Source organism: Microbacterium meiriae (genome assembly GCF_040685015.1).
Taxonomy (GTDB): domain Bacteria; phylum Actinomycetota; class Actinomycetes; order Actinomycetales; family Microbacteriaceae; genus Microbacterium; species Microbacterium meiriae.
Window position 1 is genome coordinate 1,404,317 of the sequence record NZ_JBFBHD010000001.1, and the last position, 18,767, is coordinate 1,423,083.

Sequence of the window (18,767 nt, forward strand, 5' to 3'; positions counted from 1 at the left end):
GTCGCTGCCGGGTCAGGCGGCGGCGCGGGCGCGGTCGAGGTCTTCGAAGAGCTCGGTGTTGAAGCGGTACGCCAGCAGCACCTCGTCGATGACGCGTTCGCGCTCCGCCTCGTCCCACGGAGCGGCGTCGAGCTGTTCGCGATAGACGTCCTTGAAGGCGGAGGGGTCGGCGATGTCGTCGAACAGGTAGAAGCCGATGCCGTTGGTCTCGAAGCCGAAGCGCCGCGCCATCACCCGCCCGATGAAGATGCCGCCGGAGAGATCGCCGAGGTACCGGGTGTAGTGGTGCGCCACGAACCCGCCCGCCCACGTCGCGCCCACCTGACGGATGCGGTCGACGTAGCGCTGTGTGGTGGGCAGGGGTGCGATCCGCTCGCGCCACTCGGGGCCGAGGAGGAAGGCGAGATCGGCTTCGAGCGCGGGGAGGCGCGTGAGCTTGTCGCTGAGGAACACGGAGGCCACCGGGTCCTGACGCATCCGCTCTCCCGCGCCTTCGAGGGCGTCGTAGATGAAGTAGTGCTGCGCGACCAGGGCGATGTAGTCCTCGCGCGACCCTTCGCCCTTGAGTAGGTCGGACATGAAGCCGGCGGTCTCGCTGCGGGAGTGCGAGCCGGAGGAGCGCTCGCGGAGGGCGGCGGAGAAGGACAGGATCTCGGGCATGGCTTCAGTGTAAGGGCAGCCTAACCTTGGGCGGAAGCCCGAACCGTGCGGGACGACTCAGTCGTGCGGACGCGGTTCGATGCCCAGGCGCGCGCAGGCCGCGTCGTACAGGGCCACGACCTCGCGGCGCACCTCTCGGCGCTCGGTGATCGGACCGCCGGGCCACGGGACGCGGAGCTCCGACGTCGAGCCACCGCGGGAGATCTCCCAGACCCCGACCTGCCCGTCGAAGCCGGTCATCACCGCCCCGTCGATCGCCTCCGCGGACGGTTCGGCGAAGGCACGGGCGATGAGGAGGTTGTCGTCCGTGTGGTCGCCGTTCATGTGGCGGAGGACGGCGGCGATCACGTCGGCATCGAAATCATGGGGCACAGGGACACCCTACGACGCCACGCGGGGCCGACTTTCAGCATCCGCGTTCTAGACTCAGGGGACACGTCTTCGGGGGTTCCCACACATGCAGCTTCTCTCGTCGCGCCGGTGGCGCGCCGCAGCGGCCACGGCGGCCGTTCTCGGTCTCGTCCTCACCGGATGCTCCTCCGAGGGCTCCTTCAGCTATACGCCACCCCCGCAGGTCGACGCCACGCTTCCCGACGACACGGTCGCGGCGCTGCAGGGCGCGGTCGACAACGCGCTCGCGGCCTCCGGGGCCAGCGGGGCGATCGTCGGGGTCTGGGTGCCGTGGAGCGGCACCTGGGTCGCCGCCACGGGCACGCAGGACAAGGCGGACGGCGGCGAGCTCTCCACCGACATGTCGTTCCGCATCGCCGACATCACCCGGTTGATGACCTGCGACGTCCTCTACGCGCTCGCCGACGAGGGCACCGTGGAGCTCGACGCGAAGGTGCCGGAGTACGTCTCGGGCGTCGCCGACATGGCCGATGTCACTCTCCTCGATCTGTGCAACGGAACCAGTGGCGCCGGTTCGTCCGAGGCGACGGTCAAGAGCGCGTGGCTGAACACCCCGGAGCGGGTCTGGGCGCCCCTCGAGCTCGCGGGTTACGGTCTCGGCCGCGCGCGCGTCGCTCCGCAGACCACGTTCCGCGACTCCGACGCCGGATACCTTCTCCTCGGCCTCGCGTTGGAGCGCGCCTCGGGGATGAGCGCGCGCGAACTGATCGCCGAGTACGTCACCGAGCCGCTGGAGCTCGCCGACACCTCGCTGCCGTCGCCCGCTGCGGCACCGCCGTCGGAGGGGGCGTCGCTCAGCGGACACTACATGGGAGCCGTCGAGGGCGGTTTCACCTGCGCCGCGCCCGTCGACATCACGACGATGTCCTCCAGCACCGGCTTCACCGATTCGGGTGTGGTGTCGACGATCACCGACCTCGGGCGGTACATGCAGGCCGAGGCCAAGCAGGTGCTGCGCACGAAGGACGAGCCGGACCGCTTCGCGTCGCCGCTCCCCGCGTACGACAAGGCACCATCGTGGTACCAGGCGACCGGTGGCGCCTACATCGTCGGCTCCATGATCGGTCAGCACGGCTGGACTCCCGGCTACGCGACGGCGGCGTACTCCGACCCGACGACCGGCTTCACGGTGGCCGTGGTGCTGAACGACTCCACGGGCGGTGCGCGCTTCGCCCAGCAACTCTCCTGGGAGCTGGCGGCGATCGCCTCCAAGGCTCCCGCGGCGGCCGGGGAGACGGCTCCGGAGTTCGGTCTTCCCTATACGGCCGAGCAGTATCACACGGCGATCGCGAACGCCGCGCTCGCGTGCGTCCCTCCGGCCGGCTGAGCGCGTCTTCGACGAGCAGGAGGTCCGCATGGCGATCGTCGACAACGCCGTCTACGTCGATGGCGTGCGCACCGAGAACCCGCAGAGCCTGAACGACACGTTCGAGCGGATCCGCGAACGACGGGGCATGGGGTGGATCGGTCTGTATCGGCCGAGCCCCGAGGAGATCCGCGCCGTGGCTGACGAGTTCGGCATCCACGAGCTGGTCGTGGAGGACGCGCTCTCCGGTCACCAGCGCGCCAAGCTGGAGCGGTACGGCGACGTGCTGTTCATGGTCCTCCGCCCCGCCCGCTATCTCGACGAGCGCGAGGAGGTCGAGTTCGGCGAGGTGCACGTGCTGGTAGGACCCGACTTCGTCGTGACGATCCGTCATGCGGAGTCGCCGGACCTCGGCCGCGTGCGTCGCCGGCTCGAGGCCGATCCCGCTCTGCTCGCCCACGGCCCTGAGGCGGTGCTCTACGCGATCCTCGACGAGGTCGTCGACGAGTACTCCCCGGTCCTCGCCGGACTCGAGAACGACATCGACGAGATCGAGGGTCAGCTCTTCGAGGAGGACGCGGACGCGACCCAGCGGATCTACGACCTCGGTCGCGAGGTGATCGACTTCCAGCGGGCGACGCAGCCGCTGACCGGCATGCTCGAGGCGCTGCTCCGCGGATCCGAGAAGTACCGCGTGAGCGAGGAGCTCCAGCGGTACCTGCGGGACGTCCTCGACCACACCCTGCGCGTGAGCGACAAGGCGACGACCTTCCGCTCCGTCCTCGACAACGCCCTCACGGTCGAGTCGACCATCGTCGCGCGACGCCAGAACGACGAGATGCGACGGATGACGGAACTCAGCATCCGCCAGAACGATGAGGTGAAGAAGATCTCCGGCTGGGCGGCGATCCTCTTCGCTCCGACGCTCGTCGGCACCGTCTACGGCATGAACTTCGACCACATGCCGGAGCTGCACTGGGCACTCGGGTACCCTATGGCGGTGCTGCTCATGGTGGCGATGGGCGTCGGGCTCTACGCGGCGTTCAAGCGCAAGGGCTGGCTGTAGCGCCCGACGGCGCCGGATCAGTCCTCGCCGTCGGCCTCCGGCATGCCAGGACCGGGGCCCGGGCGCACCTCCGCGTCGTCGCGGATGTCGATGCGCGTGTTGCCGTCGTGCTCCGAGACGTCCACGCGCGGCGCGGCGTCGGCCTCCGTGGCATCGGGAGCGGAGGTCAGCTGGTCGTGACGGTTCTCCTCGAACGTCTCGTCAGCGGCGTTGTCAGGCGTGCTCATGGCTCTCCTTCGTGTCGGCGGTCTTCGATCGATTGCGGGTCCATCGGGCGACAGCGTAGAGCACCCCGCCGACGGCGAGGAGGATGGCGCCGAACAGCCACACCTGCGGACGCTGCTGGGTGAGCAGCAGGATGCAGGACGCGATGCCCAGCACCGGGACGAACGTCCACACGCGGAAGTGGTCGTGCTCGACCTTGTCGCGGCGCAGGACCAGCACCGAGATGTTCACGCTCAGGAAGACGACGAGCAGCAGCAGCACGACGGTCTCGGCGAGGGTCGCGAGGTCTCCGACCAGCGTGAGGCCCATCGCCACGAGCGTCGTGGTCAGGATCGCGACCCACGGGGTCTTCCGCTTCGGCAGGACGCGCCCGAGCACCGACGGCAGGAGGTTCTGCTCCGCCATGCCGTAGGTGAGGCGGCTGACCATGATCATCGTGAGCAGCGCACCGTTGGCGACTGCGATGAGGGCGATGAGGCTGAACAGCCAGGACGGGACGCTGACCCCGGTGGCCTCGACGACCGCGAGCAGCGGACCGCTGGACTCCTGCAGTTCGGACGCCGGCAGGGCGACGGCGCTGGCGATGCCGACGAGTACATACACGACGCCCGCGGTGAGGAGTGCTCCGAACAGCGCGCGGGGATAGGTCCGCCGCGGGTCCTTGACCTCTTCGATCATGTTGGCGGAGGTCTCGAAGCCGACGAAGGAGTAGTACGCGATCACCGCGCCGGAGAGCACCGCCAGCGCGACGTTCGCCCCCTCCGGCACCTGCGTCGCCCGGGACAGGTCGCCGCCCCCGCCGCCGACGAACACCGCCACGACGACGATCACGATGACGAGGCCGCTGAGCTCGATCGCCGTCATCACGAGGTTCGCGCCCATCGACTCGCGGATGCCGCGGGCGTTGAGCAGGCCGACGATCGCGAGGAAGACGATCGCGACCGGGATGGTCGGCAGGTCGATGAAGGTGCTGAGGTAGTCGCCGGCGAAGGCGATGGCGAGACCGGCCGCGCTGGTCACACCCGCCGCGAGCATGCTGAAGCCGACGAGGAAAGAGACCAGCGGGCTGTGGAACGCGCGCTCGGCGAAGACCGCGGCGCCGCCGGCGCGCGGATACTTGGTGACGAGTTCCGCATACGAGCCGGCGGTGAGCATGGCGAGAAGGAGGGCGAGGACGAGCGGTGCCCAGAGCAGACCGCCCACGTCCTCCGACAGCACGCCCATGAGCGCATAGATCCCCGCGCCCAGGACGTCACCGAGGATGAACGCGAACAGGAGGGGGCCGGTGATGGCGCGGCGCAGCCGGGTGGGTGTCTCGGCGCGCGGCTCGGTCTGGGCGGTCATCCTTGCACGGTACGGCCCGGAAGCCGGTGGGGCGACGGGCTTGACAGTCCCGCCGCCAATGAGCCAGCACAGGACGACCGCGCGCTATCCTCAGTGCCGCAAGGCGGGTCGTCGCCCGGACGGTTCCGGGGAGACGGGGGGCCGCCTGCGATCCCACAGAAGGACACTCTCATGATCGGTACACCTCGTAAGGCGCTCGCAGAAGCGATCGCCACGTTCCTCTTCGTCCTCGCCATCATCGCCGCGGTGAACAGCGGAAGCCCGCTCACCCCGCTCGCGATCGGCTTCACGTTGATGGTGCTCGTGTACTCCACGGGCCACATCTCCGGCGCCCACCTCAACCCGGCGGTCTCGCTGGGCGTGTTCCTGCGCGGCGGGCTCAGCGTCGCCGACTTCGTCTCCTACCTCGTCGCGCAGTTCGCCGGCGGGGCGCTCGCCGCTCTCGTGGCTCTCGCCGTCTGGCCGGCGGGGGAGAAGGCGATGGTCATCGAGGTCGGCCCGGCGTTCCTCGTCGAGGCGCTGTTCACCCTGATCCTCGTCTGGGTCGTGCTGAACTCCGCCACCTCGAAGGACACCGCGGGCAACTCGTTCTACGGGCTCGCGATCGGTGCGACCGTCTTCGTCGGTGCGGCGACGGTCGGCTCCATCTCGGGTGGCGGGTTCAACCCGGCGGTGGCGCTCGGCCTCTCGGTCAGCGGGCACTTCGCGTGGAGCTCCCTCTGGCTCTACATCGTGGCTCCCGCGGCCGGTGCGATCATCGCGGCGCTGCTGTTCCGGGTGCTCAACGCCGACGACGCACGGAAGATCGCTGCGGACGCCGAGTAGACACGATCGACCGGAGCGCCGCATCCTTCCGGGGTGCGGCGCTCCGTCGTCTCGTCAGGGGCGGCGCCGACCCCGCCGGCGCAGCGCGGCCGACGCGACGGCGACGATCGTGCCGACGAGGACGCCGATGATCGTCTCCAGGACGCGATCGGTCAAAAGGTCGGCGACCGGTGTGGGTGCGGCCAGGTGCACCATCAGGAGGGCCAGCGGGGTGACGAACACCATCGCGATGCCGTAGTTGCGGCCGATGAACAGCTCGGCCGTCCCCTGCAGGACCACGACGACGGCGATCACGGCGAGAGGCGGCATGTCGAGAGAGAGGATCCCGGCGGCCACCAGCACGCCGAGCAGCGTGCCGACGAGGCGCTGGATGCCGCGGATCACGCGGGCGTTGAGCTGCGCGCCGCTGACCGCCGCCACCGCGCCGACCGCCGCCCAGTACCAGTGAGTGCCGCCGAGAAGCAGGCCCACGACTCCGGCACCGACGATCGCGACGGCGACCGAGGCGGCCATCTCGGCGGCGACCGGACCCACGGACGGGCGCCGTCGCGGCGGCGCCTCCGCCGTGCTCCGGGTGACCACGGCGACGAGGACGGTGAGTGCGAGGCCGAAGAGCACGCTCGCCCCGCCGACGAGCAGGACCGCGCCGAAGGAGGCGCCGGTGGCGGGGATGGTCGCGCATGCGCCGGTCGCGAAGACCGTGAACAGCGGACCGGGCGGGTGCCACTGCAGGACGTAGGCGAGGAGCGTCACGGCCGCCGCGACCAGTGCGACGACGAGGATGCTCAGCACGGCGGGGGCGGCGAGGACCGACAGCGCCGTGCCGATCAGCATCGCGCCGAGCAGCACGCCGCCGGCGCTGGCCTGCATGCGGATCCGGTCACGGAAGACGTCGTGCCGACCGTAGAGCGCGGCGAAGGCGCCGAAGCTCGCATAGATGCTGAGGTCGAGCCGGCCGACCGCCCACAGGACGACCAGTGGCACGGCGACGCTCACCGCGGCGCGCAGGGCCACCCGGTGATCGCCGCGGTGCGGGCCGACGCGGAGGACCCCCGTCCACACCCGTCCCTGCGATTCCGTCACCGATCAAGCCTACGTCCGTCGCCCGGCACCGATGTGCGAGGGTGGAGGAGATGACCACTCCGCCTCCGCCGCGCCGTACCCTCCTCGTCGGCTTCGGGAAACTCGGCGCCCGGCTCGCCCCGCTGCTCCTCGGGGACGGAGGCGCCGTCGTGGCACTCCGCCGCAGTGCCGGAGCGGTCCCGGACGGTGTGCAGGCGCTCTCCGCCGACCTCGCCGTCCCGCTCACGGGTCCGCTGCCCGAGGTCGACGCGATGGTGGTGACGCTGCCACCCGGGCCGGACGTGTCGTCGTACCGCACGGCGCTCTCCCGCCTCGCGGCGGCGTTGCCGTCCCCGCCCGCGCGGACGCTCTTCGTCTCGTCGACCGGGGTGTTCGACGGCGCCGGGGGCGCCGAGCCGGTGACCGAGCGGGTCGAGCCGGTGCCCACCACGGATCGCGGCCGCGGTCTGCGCGACGGAGAGCGCGCGGCCGTCGAGCTCTTCGACGCCGTGGTCGTGCGCCCCGCCGGCATCTACGGTCCTGGGCGCGAGTTCCTGCTCCGGAAGGTCCGGGAAGGGGCTCCGGTGGCCCACCGTCGCCGCACGAACCGCATCCACGAGACCGACCTGGTGCGCGCTCTCGACCTGCTGCTGCGGACGCCGGAGCCCCCGGCGCTCGTGCACGCCGTCGATGCGGCACCCGCTCCTCTGGGAGACGTCATGACCTTCCTCGCCGACCGCCTCGGTCTGCCGGTACCGCCCGACGACGGCAGTGCGCCGAGCGGCTTCGTCTACGACGGCACGCTCTTGCGTTCGGTTCTCGGGGACCTCGCGTACCCGACGTACGAGGACGGGTACGCGGAGATGATCGACCGGAGCTGAGGCATTCCGGGCGTCCGTCGTCCGGCGTACCGTGGGCGCATGACGAATGCGCAGACGGCTGTCGAGGTCGTCGACTGGCGGCGGCGGGTGTTCGCCCTGTACGAAGCGGTGCGGCGGGCCGACTCCCCGGAGGAGGCGCACGAGCTGTGGCGCATCGAACGGGACGAGCTTCTGCTGCGGCACCCGGCGACGCCCCTCCTTCCGGAGGACAGGGCACCGTTCGAGGGACTCCCGATAGCGCCGTACGACTCCGCCTGGCGGTTCGAGCTTCCGATCCTCGACACCGAACCGGCATCCTTCGAGTTCGCGACCGGGACCGACGGCGTCGTGCCGTTCGAGCGCGTCGGCGTCGTGGAGATCCCGGACGCCGGATCGCTCGACGTGTGGCGGCTCGCCTCCTACGGCGGCGGGCTGTTCGTGCCGGTGCGCGATGCCTCCGCCGGGCAGAGCGGGGGGACGTACGGCGGCGGGCGCTACCTCATCGACACGATCAAGGGTGCCGACCTCGGGGCCGACCCACGCCGCGGCACGATCGTGCTCGACTTCAATTTCGCGTACAACCCGTCGTGCGCCTACGACCCGGCGTGGGCGTGCCCGCTGGCGCCACCCGGCAACGTGCTGACGGTGCCGATTCCGGTCGGAGAGCTCCGATGAGGCCGCTGCGGTACGCGATCAACGTGACACTCGACGGCTGCTGCCATCACGAGGTGGGGCTCCCGCCGGATGAGGAGTCGATGCGCTTCTGGACCGCGGAGCTGGAGCGCGCCGACGCTCTGCTCTACGGACGGGTGACGTACGACATGATGCGGGCCGCGTGGCGGCGTCCGGAATCCGGGGTCTGGCCGGACTGGATGGAGGAGTGGGAGACGCCCTTCGCCGAGACCATCGATGGCATGCCGAAGCACGTGGTGTCGTCGACGCTCGATGCCGTCGACTGGAACGCGGACCTCGTGCGCGGCGATCTCTCGGAGGCGGTGCGGCAGCTGAAGGATGAGCCGGGGGCGGGCCTGTCGGTCGGTGGAGTGACCCTGCCCGCGACCCTCGCGGACCTCGGGTTGATCGACGAGTACGTGTTCGTGGTGCATCCGGTCGTCGCGGGGCACGGCCCTCGGCTGCTCGACGGCGTGCACGAGCGTCTTCGGCTCGAACTCGTGGAGCGGCGGGAGTTCCGCTCCGGTGCCGTCATGCAGCGGTATCGTCCGGTGGCCTGAGCGGGTGCACCGGTCTCCACCGTGATCACCTCGCGTCAGCGACGCGTCCTGAGGTCGGTCGCCCCGGCCACCAGATGCGGTCGCCGACGAGCGCGAACAGCGCCGGGACGATCACGGTCCTGACCACCAGGGTGTCGACGATCACGCCCACGCCGACGATCAGCCCGAGCTGCCCGAGGGGCACCAGCGGCAGGACGCCGAGCGCCGCGAAAACGGCGGCGAGGACGACGCCGGCGCTCGTGATCACGCTGCCGGTGTGTGCGACGGCTTCGACCATGCCCACCCGAGTGCCCCGCAGCGCCGCTTCGGTCCGCGCACGGTGGACGAGGAAGATCGTGTAGTCGATGCCGAGGGCGACCAGGAACAGGAAGGCCAGCAGCGGCACCGGGAGATCGAGCGCGTGCTGTCCGAACAGCACGCGACTGAGCCAGGCCCCGGCACCGATGGCGGCCACGGCGCTCGCCACGTTGACGGCGAGGAGCAGCAGCGGGGCGACCAGCGACCGCAGCAGGAACACGAGCACCAGGAAGCTCACCGCCAGGACCAGGGGTACCACGACGCCGAGATCCGCGAGGTTCCCGGCACGGGCGTCGAGATCGGTCGCCACCGCACCGCCGACGACCGCCCCGGCCCCCGGCACAGCGTGCACGGCATCGCGGAGTCCGGTGATCTGGGCGAGGCTCTCCTCGGTGCTGGGCGCATACTCGCTGGTCACCAGGATCTTCGTGAGCTTCTCATCGTCCGTCGTCCCGACAGGAGTGGCGCGGACGATGCCCTCCACGTCGCGCGCCGCAGTGAGGACGGCTTCGGCTTCGCCGCTGTCCGTGACGATGAGGATCGGCTGCGCCTCTCCTGCCGGGAAGTGGTTCGAGAGCACCTCGAGACCCGTCGCGGACTCGGACGGGACCCGGAACTTGTCGACCTGGTCGAGCCCGACGGTCGTCCCGACGAGGCCGATCGTCATCACGGCCAGCAGGGCCGCACCCCCGAGGAGGCTCACGACCGGCCGGCTCACGACGCGCGTCGCGATCGTCCGCCACACCCCGCCGCGCCGTGCGGCAGCTCCGGGACGAGGGACGAACGGCCAGAACACGTTCCGTCCGCACACCGCCAGCAGGGGAGGCAGCAGGAAGAGGACGGACGCCAGGGCGACCAGCAGGCCGATCGCGGAGGAGACGCCGAGCCCGTGCGTGCCGGGGATCACCGCGAGGACGAGCGTCAAGAGTGCGAGGACGACGGTGAGGTTCGAGGCGAGGATCGCTGGAGCGGTCCGCCGCCACGCGGTGCTGAGCGCGCGGCGATGGCTTGTGGTGGTGGCGAGCTCTTCCCGGTACCTCGAGATCAGGAGGAGGGCGTAGTTGGTCCCGGCGCCGAAGACGAGGACGCTGATGATCCCGGCGTCGAACTGCAGGTCCCACGCGGAACCGGCAGCCGCGGTCAGGCGGCCGGCGAGTCCGTCGGCCAGGCCGACGGCGGCGAGCGGCAGCAGCCACAGCACCGGTGACCGGTACGTGACGATGAGGAGTACCGCGACGATCAGGATGGTCACGAGCAGCAGGGTGAAGTCGGCCCCTTCGAAGGAGGCGGCGATATCGGCGCCGAACGCCGGGCCCCCGGTCACGAGCAGGGGCATCCCATCCGAGGCGTGCTCGTCGATGTCGGCGCGGAGCGCCGAGATCACGGCGGCGGTGTCGGTGCTCGTCTGACCGACCGCGATCGGCGTCACCAGAACTGCGGCCTTCTCGTCCTCGCTCACGAGAGGCCCGGTCGGATCCGCGTCCGCGTGCGTGCCGAGCACCGGGAGGAGACTTTCGAGGGCGTCGACGTCCTGTGCCGAGAGCGTCGCGCCGTCGTTGCGCGACGCGACCACGATCACGGACTGGCGATCCGCGTTCGGGAACTCGGCCAGCAGGGCGCTCGCTCGCGCCGACTCCGATCCCGCGGGGGCCTGCTCGTTGCCGGCCGGGGCCTTCGCCGACCCGAACAGGCCGAAGAGAGCCGTCATGATCAGGAGGACCACGCCGAGCATGATCCATGCGCCGCCACGGGAGGTCATCCACTCGGGAAAGCGCCGAAGAGCGCGAGAATGTGCCATACCTGTCACTCCACCAGGAGCGTCGTGCGGCGACATCGTCAAGACGATGGAGGGAAGTCTCCCTCTTTCGATGGATGCCGGTCGGTCAGCGAGGGCGACGCCGAACCGGTCGCGTCGAGGCGAGGATCAGAGATGTGGAGGGGCTGACGGGAATCGAACCCGCGCTGTCTGCTTGGGAAGCAGAAGTTCTACCATTGAACTACAGCCCCGTACCCGCCCGAGAGCAGGTGGAGCAAGCCTACCTGTCGCAGGCCGGATGGCCAAAGCGCGGGTCGCTCGTGACTAGGCTTGTGCCGTGCTTCTCAGCGATCGCGATATCAGAGCAGAACTCGCCTCCGGCCGCGTCGGCCTGGAACCGCATGCGCCGGAGATGATCCAGCCGTCGAGCATCGATGTGCGGCTGGACCGCTACTTCCGCCTGTTCGACAACCACAAGTACCCGTTCATCGATCCCTCGGTCGATCAGCCCGAGCTCACACGGCTGATCGAGGTCGACCCGGACGAGCCCTTCATCCTGCACCCCGGCGAGTTCGCGCTGGGGGCCACGTTCGAGCAGGTCACCCTGCCGGACGACATCGCCGCGCGGCTGGAGGGCAAGTCCTCTCTCGGCCGCCTCGGGCTCATCACCCACTCGACCGCCGGTTTCATCGACCCGGGTTTCTCCGGGCATGTGACCCTGGAGCTCGCGAACGTGGCGACGCTGCCGATCAAGCTGTGGCCCGGCATGAAGATCGGCCAGCTCTGCTTCTTCCGGCTCACCTCGCCGGCGGAGAACCCGTACGGCTCCGGCCCCTACGGCAACCGCTACCAGGGCCAGCGCGGACCGACGGCGTCCCGCTCCTTCCAGAACTTCCACCGCACGGACGTGGGTGTGACCGACATCGGAGCCGTCGGAGGCTGACATGAGCGACGCGAGCGGGACCACCCCCGACGAGCCTGGGGCGCCGTACGAGGCAGTGCCGCCGGACGCGGCGGGACCGGAGATCGCTCCCGCCGATGCGGTGATCCCGTCCGCCGATGACGTGATCCCGCCCCCGCCACCGGAGACGCCGATTCCGGAGGGACTACTGGCGACGCCGGACGCCGCGGACGATGCGCTTCCGGCCCCGACCCGTCGCTCGGAACGATCCCGTCCGACGCCCGCGATCCTCCAGGGTGAGCAGCCCGCGGCGGCCGCCGACGACTGGGCACAGCGATCGATCGCGCCGGAGGTCGCCGACACCGGGAGCTACCGGGTGCTCGCCGTCGTGGTCTTCGTCGTGCTGTTCCTGCTGCTCGCGGCGGCCGTGGTGACGCTCGTGGTGCTGATCACCACTGTCGGGCTGCCGTTCGCGGCGGCCGGCCCGGACGCGGGCTTCCTGCCGATCCGGGTGTAGCGCTGCGGAGGGCGGCGGCCCGGTCTGCCGGTGCGGCGTCGGTGGCTGCCCGTCCCGTCGCGGTGCCGAGCGCATCGACGGCGTCGAGCCCTCCGGTCACGAGGGCGACCACCGCGTCGAGGGTCGGGTCGGCCGACAGCACTTTCGTATGGCCGAGACCCACGGTGCGGACGAGGCGGGAGCGGCCGCGGTGGGCGGCGTGCAGCCTGAGGGTGTCCTGGTCGGTCATCCGGCGGTCACCCCGATCGTGCACGAGGAGCAGGGCGGTGCCGGCGGGCAGAGGATCCGCGGCCGCATCGTATCGCTCGGCGGCGGAGGCGGAATCGAGGCCGAGTCGGCGGTGGAAGCGGGTGCGGAGCCGTTCCGCGGTGGCGGGGTCGAGGCGGAGGTCGTGCGCGAACTGGGCGAGGAAAGCCTCGGGAGCCGCGGCACCGGCGACGACGGCGACGGCGGGGACCGGGCCGGACGTCCGGGCGACGGTCAGTGCCGCGAGACCCCCGAAGGAGTGGCCGATGAGGGCGGAGAAGGGGCCGTGGGTGTGTTCCAGCTCCTGCGCGGCCTCGACCCAGTCGCGGATGTCGGTCCTCCGCCCGCCGGAGGAGCCGTGGGCCGGAGCGTCGAAGGCGACGACCCGGAGCCCCTCAGCGACGAGCTCCCGCACGAGTGGCGCGAACTGCGAGGCGCGGCCACGCCAGCCGTGCAGAAGCAGCACGGTGGGCGGACCCCCGCCCCACGTGTAGGTCGTGACGGGGATGTCGCGCACGAGGATGCTCCCGCGGCGGGCGGCCTCATGGGTCGCGGCGTCGGCGGCACGCACGGCCATCCGCGGGCGGGTGGAGAAGAACAGCCGGTATGCGAGGTCGCCGGCGAGGCGGGGAGTGACACGTCCCACAGCGGGGAGGGTGCGGACGAGGAGGGTGGACGCGGACGGCATGGGGGCTCCTTCACCGAACTATACGAACGATCATCCGTATAGTAGGCGAACGATCGTTCGTATACTAGGGCTATGACGGACACGGTGATGCAGGACGGTCGGCGGGCGCGGGGCGATGCCTCCCGCCGCATCGTGCTGGAGAGTGCGACCGACCTCGCCTCCGTCGAGGGGTTGGACGGCGTGACGATCGGGCGCCTCGCCGCGGCCTCGGGGTCGAGCAAGAGCAGCATCGCGACGCTGTTCCAGAGCAAGGAGGGCCTGCAGCTCGCGACGGTCGCCGCCGCTCGGGACATCTTCGTCGCGCGGATCATCGAGCCTGCCCGCGCCCAGCCGAGAGGAGCGCATCGCCTGGCCGCGCTCCTCCACAATGCCTTGGTCTACTCGAAGGACCGCGTCTTCACGGGCGGCTGCTTCTTCGCGGCGACTGCGGCGGACGTCGACTCCAAGCCCGGCCCCGTGAGCGATGCCGTGCAGGCAGCCCTCGTCGACTGGTACGGGTACATCGAGGCGCAGCTGCGGTTTGCCGCGGCGGAGGGCGAGGTCGACGCGGCCGACGTCGAGGTCCTGGCCTTCGAGCTCGTCGCCCTCAATGAGCAGGCCAACGCGCGGTCGCTCCTCCTGCGGAGCGACAAGCCGTACGGGCTCGCGGTGGCCGCCATGCGCGCACGCCTCCGTGACGCCGGTGCCCCCGACACCGCCCTCGCTCTCCTCGCCCTCTAGCCCCATCCCGCGGCCGGGGCCCCATTCCCCCTGCGGGATCACGAACGCCCCGCAATCCCGCTTCGAAGGCCCCCTTCTGCTCCCGTCCGACGGCCGGGTCTGCCCCCTTCGCGTGCGGGATGAGAATCGGGCCCCGAGATCCGCCGGAAGGGGCGTTTCTGATCCCCGTTCGACGGTCGGGGCCCTGCCGTCTTGCGTGCGGGGTGAGAAATGGGCCGCGAGGCGCGACGGGGGGGGGCCGTTCCTGATCCACGCACGTGCCTTCCCTGTACTTGTCACCTCGGGCCCTTGCGCATGCACCGGGCGCCTCGTCCCCGCTCCCTCCGCGCCGCTTGCCTGGATCACCGGGCGGGATCGAGAACGTGCCGCTGAGCTGTTCGGGAGGGGCGATTCTGATCTCGTTCGGAGAGTGGGTGCTCGCGTCGCCGAGGTGTGGGATCGAGAATGTGCCCCGGAACGGCTTGGGAGGCGCGACTCTGATCCCGTCTCGGCTCAGGGCGCTTCGCCCGCGTCCTCACCTCGGGTCGCACTGGGGTGCGGGTGGGGGATTGGGAAAGTGCCGCGGGGGCGCCCGAAGGTGCGGAAGTGATCCCGGTTCCGGTTTCGCGAAGCGCAAAGCGCCTCACCCGGGAGTCGGGTGAGGCGCTTGAGGGGGACGGTCAGGCGGCGTGGCCGTGGCGGAATCCGGCGTCGAAGCCGCGCTCGAATGCGCGCTCCGCCATCCGCTGCGCCCGATGGCCGTGGCCGTGGCCGTGGCCGCGATGCGCGTGACCGTGATCGCGGTGTGCGTGACCGTCGTGGTGACCGCGTCCGCGGTACCCGCCGTCCTCCTCGCCATCGTGACGGTCGAAGCCGTGCCGGGGCTCGAAGTCCCCGTGTCCGAAGCCGTGTCCGGCACCGAAGCCGTGCCGGGGCTCGAAGTCCCCGGGTCCGAAGCCGTGTCCGGGTCCGAAGCCGTGCCCGTGCCCGTGCCGGCGGCCGAATCCGTGCCGGGGGCCGAAGCCGAACCCGGGACGCCGCTTCCGGGGGAGAGGAGTCTCCTCGTCCCAGTCGAAGGCGCGAGCGATCTTCTCGAGTGCAGCGAGGGTCGTCGCCATCTCCTCGTCGGAGACGGCGCCGGCGACCTTCGCGCGGATGCTGTCGACGGCGGCGCCGAGACGTTCCTTCGCCGCGCGGCCTTCCTCGGTGAGTGTCCACCCGTCGCCGTCCGCTTCGACCCAGCCGCGGTCGACGAGGTCGTGCAGCTTGTGCGGGTTCAGCGGGCGGCGCGAGGGCGCCGAGCCGTCGACGACGTTCAGCGACCGCCAGTCGCGACGGGTCGCGCCCTCCGCGGCGAAGGCGGTGGCGAATTCCTGGGCCATCAGGCGATCCACGGCCTTGAGCCAGTAGCCGAACGGACGGGAGCTGTTGTCAGAGGTGTTGTCTGTCGTGGTGTTCATGGTGATCCTTCATGGTCTGTGGTGCACCGATGACGGATGTCATCCGACATATCAATGTCAGTGTGCATGTGCATGCAGTGTGACATGGATGGGAGACGCATGTCAAGCTGCATGTAAAATCGGGGCATGGCCACCGATCCGATCGACCCCGCGTCCCCCGACGCCGCCGAAGCGATCGCGCAGGCGCTCTCCCGACTGCGCGGACGCCGCCCCGGACCCGGCGGTCGCGAGCACGGCGGGCCGCACGGTGCACACGGTCACGGCCCTCACGGCGACCCGCACGAGCACTTCGCTCACCATCGTGGTCACCCGGGGATGCCGCCCTGGATGGCCGACGGCGGCCGCCTCGGCGGACCGGCCCGTCTCCGCATGCTCGAGGCGCTCGCCGCCGCGCCGGAGCCCCTGAGCGTGAGCGCGCTCGGGCAGGCGATCGGCGTGGATCAGCCGCGGGCGTCCCGGCTCGTGCAGCAGGGCGTGCAGGCCGGGTTCGTGCGGCGCGAGGCCGATCCGGACGACGCCCGCCGCACCCGCATCGCGTTGACCGAGGAGGGCCGGCGGCTCGCCCGCGGGATGCGGGGGGAACGCCGCGAGATGCTCGGCCGCGCGCTGGAGTCCTTCACCGAGGAGGAGCGCACCGAGCTCGCGCGGCTGCTCACCAAGCTCGCCGACAACTGGCGCGCCTGACCGGCCTCACACCCGAGCGAAATCCAGCGAGGTCTCGTCGTCCACCGAGAGCGACAGCACGACGGTCTCGACAGCATCGTGGGCCTCGATCCGCCGCTCCACCTCCCGCAGCCGCCGGGCCACGTCGTGCTCGCGCGCATCGCCCGCGAGGTCGACCTCGGCGACGAGGAACAGGCGATTCGGCCCCACGTACTCGATGTGCAGGTAGGTGACCCGCTCGATCTCGTCCATGCCGAGGAGGGCCGTGCCCACCCGCGAGCGCAGTGCGGGGGACACCGACGTGCCCACGAGGAACGCGATGTTCCGCCCGATCAGAATCACGGCGACGACGCCGAGCAGGATCCCGACGAGGATCGACCCGATCGCATCCCACGCGGCGACGCCGGTGAGCTGGTGCAGGAGGATCGATCCGCCCGCCAGCACGAGGCCGATGAGGGCGGCGGAGTCCTCGAAGAACACCGCCCGGAGCGTGGTGTCGCTCGTCTCGAGCACGAAGTCCCACGTGGAGGACCCGCGTTCCTTGGCCAGCCGACGGGAGCGGACCATCGCCTGCGTGAACGACGCCCCCTCCAGCACGAAGGCGATGCCCAGCACGACATAGGCGACGACCGGGCTCTCCACGGGGCCGGTGTCGGACAGCTCCTGGATCCCGTGCATGATCGACACGATCGAACCGGCGGTGAAGATGCCGAACGCGGCGATGAGAGACCAGACGAACGCGTTGCGGCCGTAGCCGAGCGGATGCCGGGCGTCCTTGGTCTTCGCGCCGCGCCGGTCGGCGATGAGCAGGAAGATCTCGTTCCCCGCGTCGGCCCAGGAGTGCGCGGCCTCCGCGACCATCGACGCGGACGAGGTGATGACGGCGGCGACCGTCTTCGCGATCGCGACGAGGATGTTGGCGAGGAAGGCGAGGACGACGGTCACCGGGTCAGGCTACTCCCGCCGGCCCCGCTCTTTCGCCGGGCACAGCTTCGGAGCCCCGCCGCGACTCGCCGCCGTCAGGGCCCGACGGCCGGCGTGTCGGCTCCGAGGTCCGAAGTCGTGCACGGAGCGGACTCAGCGCGGTGCCTTCACGGGCAGCAGGAGGAGGAACCCGATGATGAGCACGATGACGATGCCGAGGATGCCGTAGGCGGTCTGGCTCGTGGCGACGATCAGCACGGTCCAGGCGGCCGAGGCCATCCAGCTCGCCGCCCTGCCCGTCGTGGCGTAGAGGCCGAAGATCTCGCCTTCCCGTCCGGCCGGTGTGACGCGGGCGAGGAAGGACCGTGCCGCTGCCTGCGCCGGTCCCACGAAGGCGCAGAGGACGAGGCCGCCGATCCAGAACACGAGGGACCCGGCGTCGCGCAGCAGGAACACCGCGAGTCCGGCGACGATCATCGACCCGATCGAGCCGAGGATGATCCGCTTGGGGCCGAGGCGGTCGTCGAGGCGTCCCGCGATGATGGTCGAGACACCGGCGACGAGGTTCGCGGCGATGCCGAAGACGATGATGTCCTGGGTGCCGAACCGGAACACCGCGGTGCCGATGATGGCGCCGAACGCGAAGACGCCGCCGAGACCGTCGCGGAACACGGCGCTGGCGAGCAGGTACCAGAACGTCGACCGGGTTTGCGGGTCGCGGTAGAGGCCGATCACGTCCTGCACGAGCACGGCGTACGAACGGAAGAACCCGACCTTGCGCTCCGGCCGCCCGAGGGACGGCTCCGGCACGTTGAGGAAGATCGGGATGCTGAAGACGATCGCCCAGACCGCGCACCCCACCGCGATGAGCCGGTACGCGAGGCCGTTGTCGGTGGACATCCCGAACCAGTCGAAGGTGTCCAGCAGGACGACGATGACGAGGGCGATGATCCCGCCGAGGTAGCCGAAGCCCCAGCCGAGTCCGGAGATGCGGCCGACGTTCTTCGGGTTCGCGATGCCGATGAGCATGGCGTTGGAGTTCACCGCGGCGATCTCGCCGAACACGGAGCCGGCGGAGATCAGCGCGACGCCGAGCCAGAACAGGGCCGGCTGCGGCTCCACGAACCACAGCCCCAGCATGCAGAGGATGAGGGCGCCGGTGCCGATGCCCAGCCAGAGCTTCTGTCGTCCGGCCGCATCCGCGCGCTGACCGAGGACGGGGGCGAGCAGGAGGATGCCGAGGGCGGCGATCGTCGAACCCAGTCCGAGACCGGAGGCGAGGTCAGCCTCCGCGGCGACGCGGACCGGGTCGCTCGGGTCGAGGGCGGCGACCTCCGGCGGCAGGAATGAGGCGCTGACGAGGTACAGCGCGGTGAAGACGAACGTGAGGATGACGGTGTTGAACGGCTGCGTCGCCCAATCCCACAGCGCCCAGGAGTACACCTGTTTGCGGGGTGCGGGGGTGTCTCCGCGCAGTTCGAGTCCGACGACGGCAACGGCGCCGCTGTTCGCTGTCGCCACGGGCTCGGGGGCGCCCGCGGCGGGATCGGGTGAGGTCATGCTCGAAGTCTGGCCGCGGACGGTGAACGGCCGGTGACGGCGCGCCGTCACCGGCCCCGAGCGCG

At 70.7% G+C, this 18,767-nt stretch carries 20 protein-coding genes and 1 tRNA gene; 10 read left to right on the forward strand and 11 right to left on the reverse strand.

The genetic code is table 11. The features are described from left to right. Positions 1 to 12: 12 nt before the first annotated feature. Both AB0N68_RS06905 and AB0N68_RS06910 read right to left on the reverse strand, forming a co-directional pair. The gene (locus AB0N68_RS06905; RefSeq protein WP_060922936.1) at positions 13 to 660 is read right to left on the reverse strand and encodes a biliverdin-producing heme oxygenase; all 648 of its coding nucleotides are present in this window, start codon (positions 658 to 660) and stop codon (positions 13 to 15) included. 57 nt (positions 661 to 717) lie between these two features. Next, positions 718 to 1,032, reverse strand: coding sequence for a DUF2470 domain-containing protein (locus AB0N68_RS06910; RefSeq protein ID WP_232089122.1), 315 nt, complete (start codon positions 1,030 to 1,032; stop codon positions 718 to 720). A gap of 85 nt (positions 1,033 to 1,117) precedes the next feature. On the opposite strand from AB0N68_RS06910, the gene AB0N68_RS06915 reads away from it, so the two are divergent. Further along, positions 1,118 to 2,398, forward strand: coding sequence for a serine hydrolase domain-containing protein (locus tag AB0N68_RS06915; protein ID WP_187662681.1), 1,281 nt, complete (start codon positions 1,118 to 1,120; stop codon positions 2,396 to 2,398). 28 nt (positions 2,399 to 2,426) lie between these two features. Next, complete coding sequence (gene corA, locus AB0N68_RS06920; RefSeq protein WP_187662680.1) at positions 2,427 to 3,443, forward strand: magnesium/cobalt transporter CorA; 1,017 nt, start codon at positions 2,427 to 2,429, stop codon at positions 3,441 to 3,443. Positions 3,444 to 3,460: 17 nt separating this feature from the next. On the opposite strand, the gene AB0N68_RS06925 is transcribed toward corA, so the two are convergent. Next, a complete protein-coding gene (locus AB0N68_RS06925; protein ID WP_259952527.1) occupies positions 3,461 to 3,670 on the reverse strand; it encodes a multidrug transporter in 210 nt (69 codons plus the stop codon). Further along, entirely contained in the window at positions 3,657 to 5,012 is a 1,356-nt protein-coding gene (locus tag AB0N68_RS06930; RefSeq protein ID WP_187662678.1) for an APC family permease, read from the reverse strand. Before AB0N68_RS06930 ends, AB0N68_RS06925 begins: the two co-directional genes overlap by 14 nt. Before the next feature lie 171 nt (positions 5,013 to 5,183). Here AB0N68_RS06930 and AB0N68_RS06935 point away from each other — a divergent pair, with 171 nt between their 5' ends. Further along, entirely contained in the window at positions 5,184 to 5,837 is a 654-nt protein-coding gene (locus AB0N68_RS06935; RefSeq protein ID WP_187662677.1) for an MIP/aquaporin family protein, read from the forward strand. A gap of 54 nt (positions 5,838 to 5,891) precedes the next feature. On the opposite strand, the gene AB0N68_RS06940 is transcribed toward AB0N68_RS06935, so the two are convergent. After that, positions 5,892 to 6,920 (reverse strand): FUSC family protein, encoded by a 1,029-nt coding sequence (locus AB0N68_RS06940; protein WP_280564465.1) that lies wholly within the window; start codon positions 6,918 to 6,920, stop codon positions 5,892 to 5,894. A gap of 50 nt (positions 6,921 to 6,970) precedes the next feature. Between AB0N68_RS06940 and AB0N68_RS06945 the strand changes: the two genes are divergently transcribed. Genes AB0N68_RS06945 through AB0N68_RS06955 form a run of 3 tightly spaced genes read left to right on the forward strand, consistent with a single transcriptional unit; the run spans position 6,971 to position 8,991 of the window. Next, a complete protein-coding gene (locus AB0N68_RS06945; protein ID WP_280564467.1) occupies positions 6,971 to 7,780 on the forward strand; it encodes a Rossmann-fold NAD(P)-binding domain-containing protein in 810 nt (269 codons plus the stop codon). Positions 7,781 to 7,819: 39 nt separating this feature from the next. Then, positions 7,820 to 8,434: a DUF1684 domain-containing protein gene (locus AB0N68_RS06950; protein ID WP_259952500.1), complete on the forward strand. Its 615-nt coding sequence runs from the start codon at positions 7,820 to 7,822 to the stop codon at positions 8,432 to 8,434. Next, the gene (locus AB0N68_RS06955; protein WP_280564469.1) at positions 8,431 to 8,991 is read left to right on the forward strand and encodes a dihydrofolate reductase family protein; all 561 of its coding nucleotides are present in this window, start codon (positions 8,431 to 8,433) and stop codon (positions 8,989 to 8,991) included. Before AB0N68_RS06950 ends, AB0N68_RS06955 begins: the two co-directional genes overlap by 4 nt. 25 nt (positions 8,992 to 9,016) lie before the next feature. Here the strand turns inward: AB0N68_RS06955 and AB0N68_RS06960 are convergent, their stop codons facing one another. Together AB0N68_RS06960 and AB0N68_RS06965 are read right to left on the reverse strand one after the other, a co-directional pair. Further along, complete coding sequence (locus AB0N68_RS06960; RefSeq protein ID WP_280564471.1) at positions 9,017 to 11,047, reverse strand: MMPL family transporter; 2,031 nt, start codon at positions 11,045 to 11,047, stop codon at positions 9,017 to 9,019. Between the two features lie 174 nt (positions 11,048 to 11,221). Continuing rightward, positions 11,222 to 11,295: transfer RNA gene (locus AB0N68_RS06965), tRNA-Gly, on the reverse strand. 86 nt (positions 11,296 to 11,381) lie between these two features. Between AB0N68_RS06965 and dcd the strand changes: the two genes are divergently transcribed. Then, on the forward strand, positions 11,382 to 11,987 hold the full coding sequence (dcd, locus tag AB0N68_RS06970) for a dCTP deaminase (protein WP_025102697.1): 606 nt from the start codon (positions 11,382 to 11,384) through the stop codon (positions 11,985 to 11,987). Between the two features lies 1 nt (position 11,988). Beyond that, positions 11,989 to 12,462, forward strand: a complete 474-nt coding sequence (locus tag AB0N68_RS06975; RefSeq protein WP_280564478.1) for a hypothetical protein — start codon at positions 11,989 to 11,991, stop codon at positions 12,460 to 12,462. Here AB0N68_RS06975 and AB0N68_RS06980 read toward each other — a convergent pair. Continuing rightward, positions 12,395 to 13,396 carry an alpha/beta fold hydrolase gene (locus tag AB0N68_RS06980; RefSeq protein WP_313366474.1) on the reverse strand — a complete coding sequence of 334 codons (1,002 nt, stop codon included), beginning with the start codon at positions 13,394 to 13,396 and terminating at the stop codon, positions 12,395 to 12,397. The genes AB0N68_RS06975 and AB0N68_RS06980 overlap by 68 nt on opposite strands. 72 nt (positions 13,397 to 13,468) lie before the next feature. Between AB0N68_RS06980 and AB0N68_RS06985 the strand changes: the two genes are divergently transcribed. Next, on the forward strand, positions 13,469 to 14,116 hold the full coding sequence (locus AB0N68_RS06985) for a TetR family transcriptional regulator C-terminal domain-containing protein (protein WP_313366473.1): 648 nt from the start codon (positions 13,469 to 13,471) through the stop codon (positions 14,114 to 14,116). 659 nt (positions 14,117 to 14,775) lie between these two features. Here the strand turns inward: AB0N68_RS06985 and AB0N68_RS06990 are convergent. Further along, positions 14,776 to 15,555: a helix-turn-helix domain-containing protein gene (locus tag AB0N68_RS06990; protein ID WP_363332390.1), complete on the reverse strand. Its 780-nt coding sequence runs from the start codon at positions 15,553 to 15,555 to the stop codon at positions 14,776 to 14,778. Positions 15,556 to 15,681: 126 nt separating this feature from the next. Between AB0N68_RS06990 and AB0N68_RS06995 the strand changes: the two genes are divergently transcribed. Next, positions 15,682 to 16,239 (forward strand): MarR family winged helix-turn-helix transcriptional regulator, encoded by a 558-nt coding sequence (locus AB0N68_RS06995; protein WP_232089121.1) that lies wholly within the window; start codon positions 15,682 to 15,684, stop codon positions 16,237 to 16,239. 6 nt (positions 16,240 to 16,245) lie between these two features. Here AB0N68_RS06995 and AB0N68_RS07000 read toward each other — a convergent pair whose 3' ends face one another. Next, positions 16,246 to 17,163 (reverse strand): cation diffusion facilitator family transporter, encoded by a 918-nt coding sequence (locus AB0N68_RS07000; protein WP_187662667.1) that lies wholly within the window; start codon positions 17,161 to 17,163, stop codon positions 16,246 to 16,248. A gap of 132 nt (positions 17,164 to 17,295) precedes the next feature. Then, positions 17,296 to 18,702 (reverse strand): MFS transporter, encoded by a 1,407-nt coding sequence (locus AB0N68_RS07005; protein ID WP_187662666.1) that lies wholly within the window; start codon positions 18,700 to 18,702, stop codon positions 17,296 to 17,298. Positions 18,703 to 18,767 lie beyond the last annotated feature (65 nt).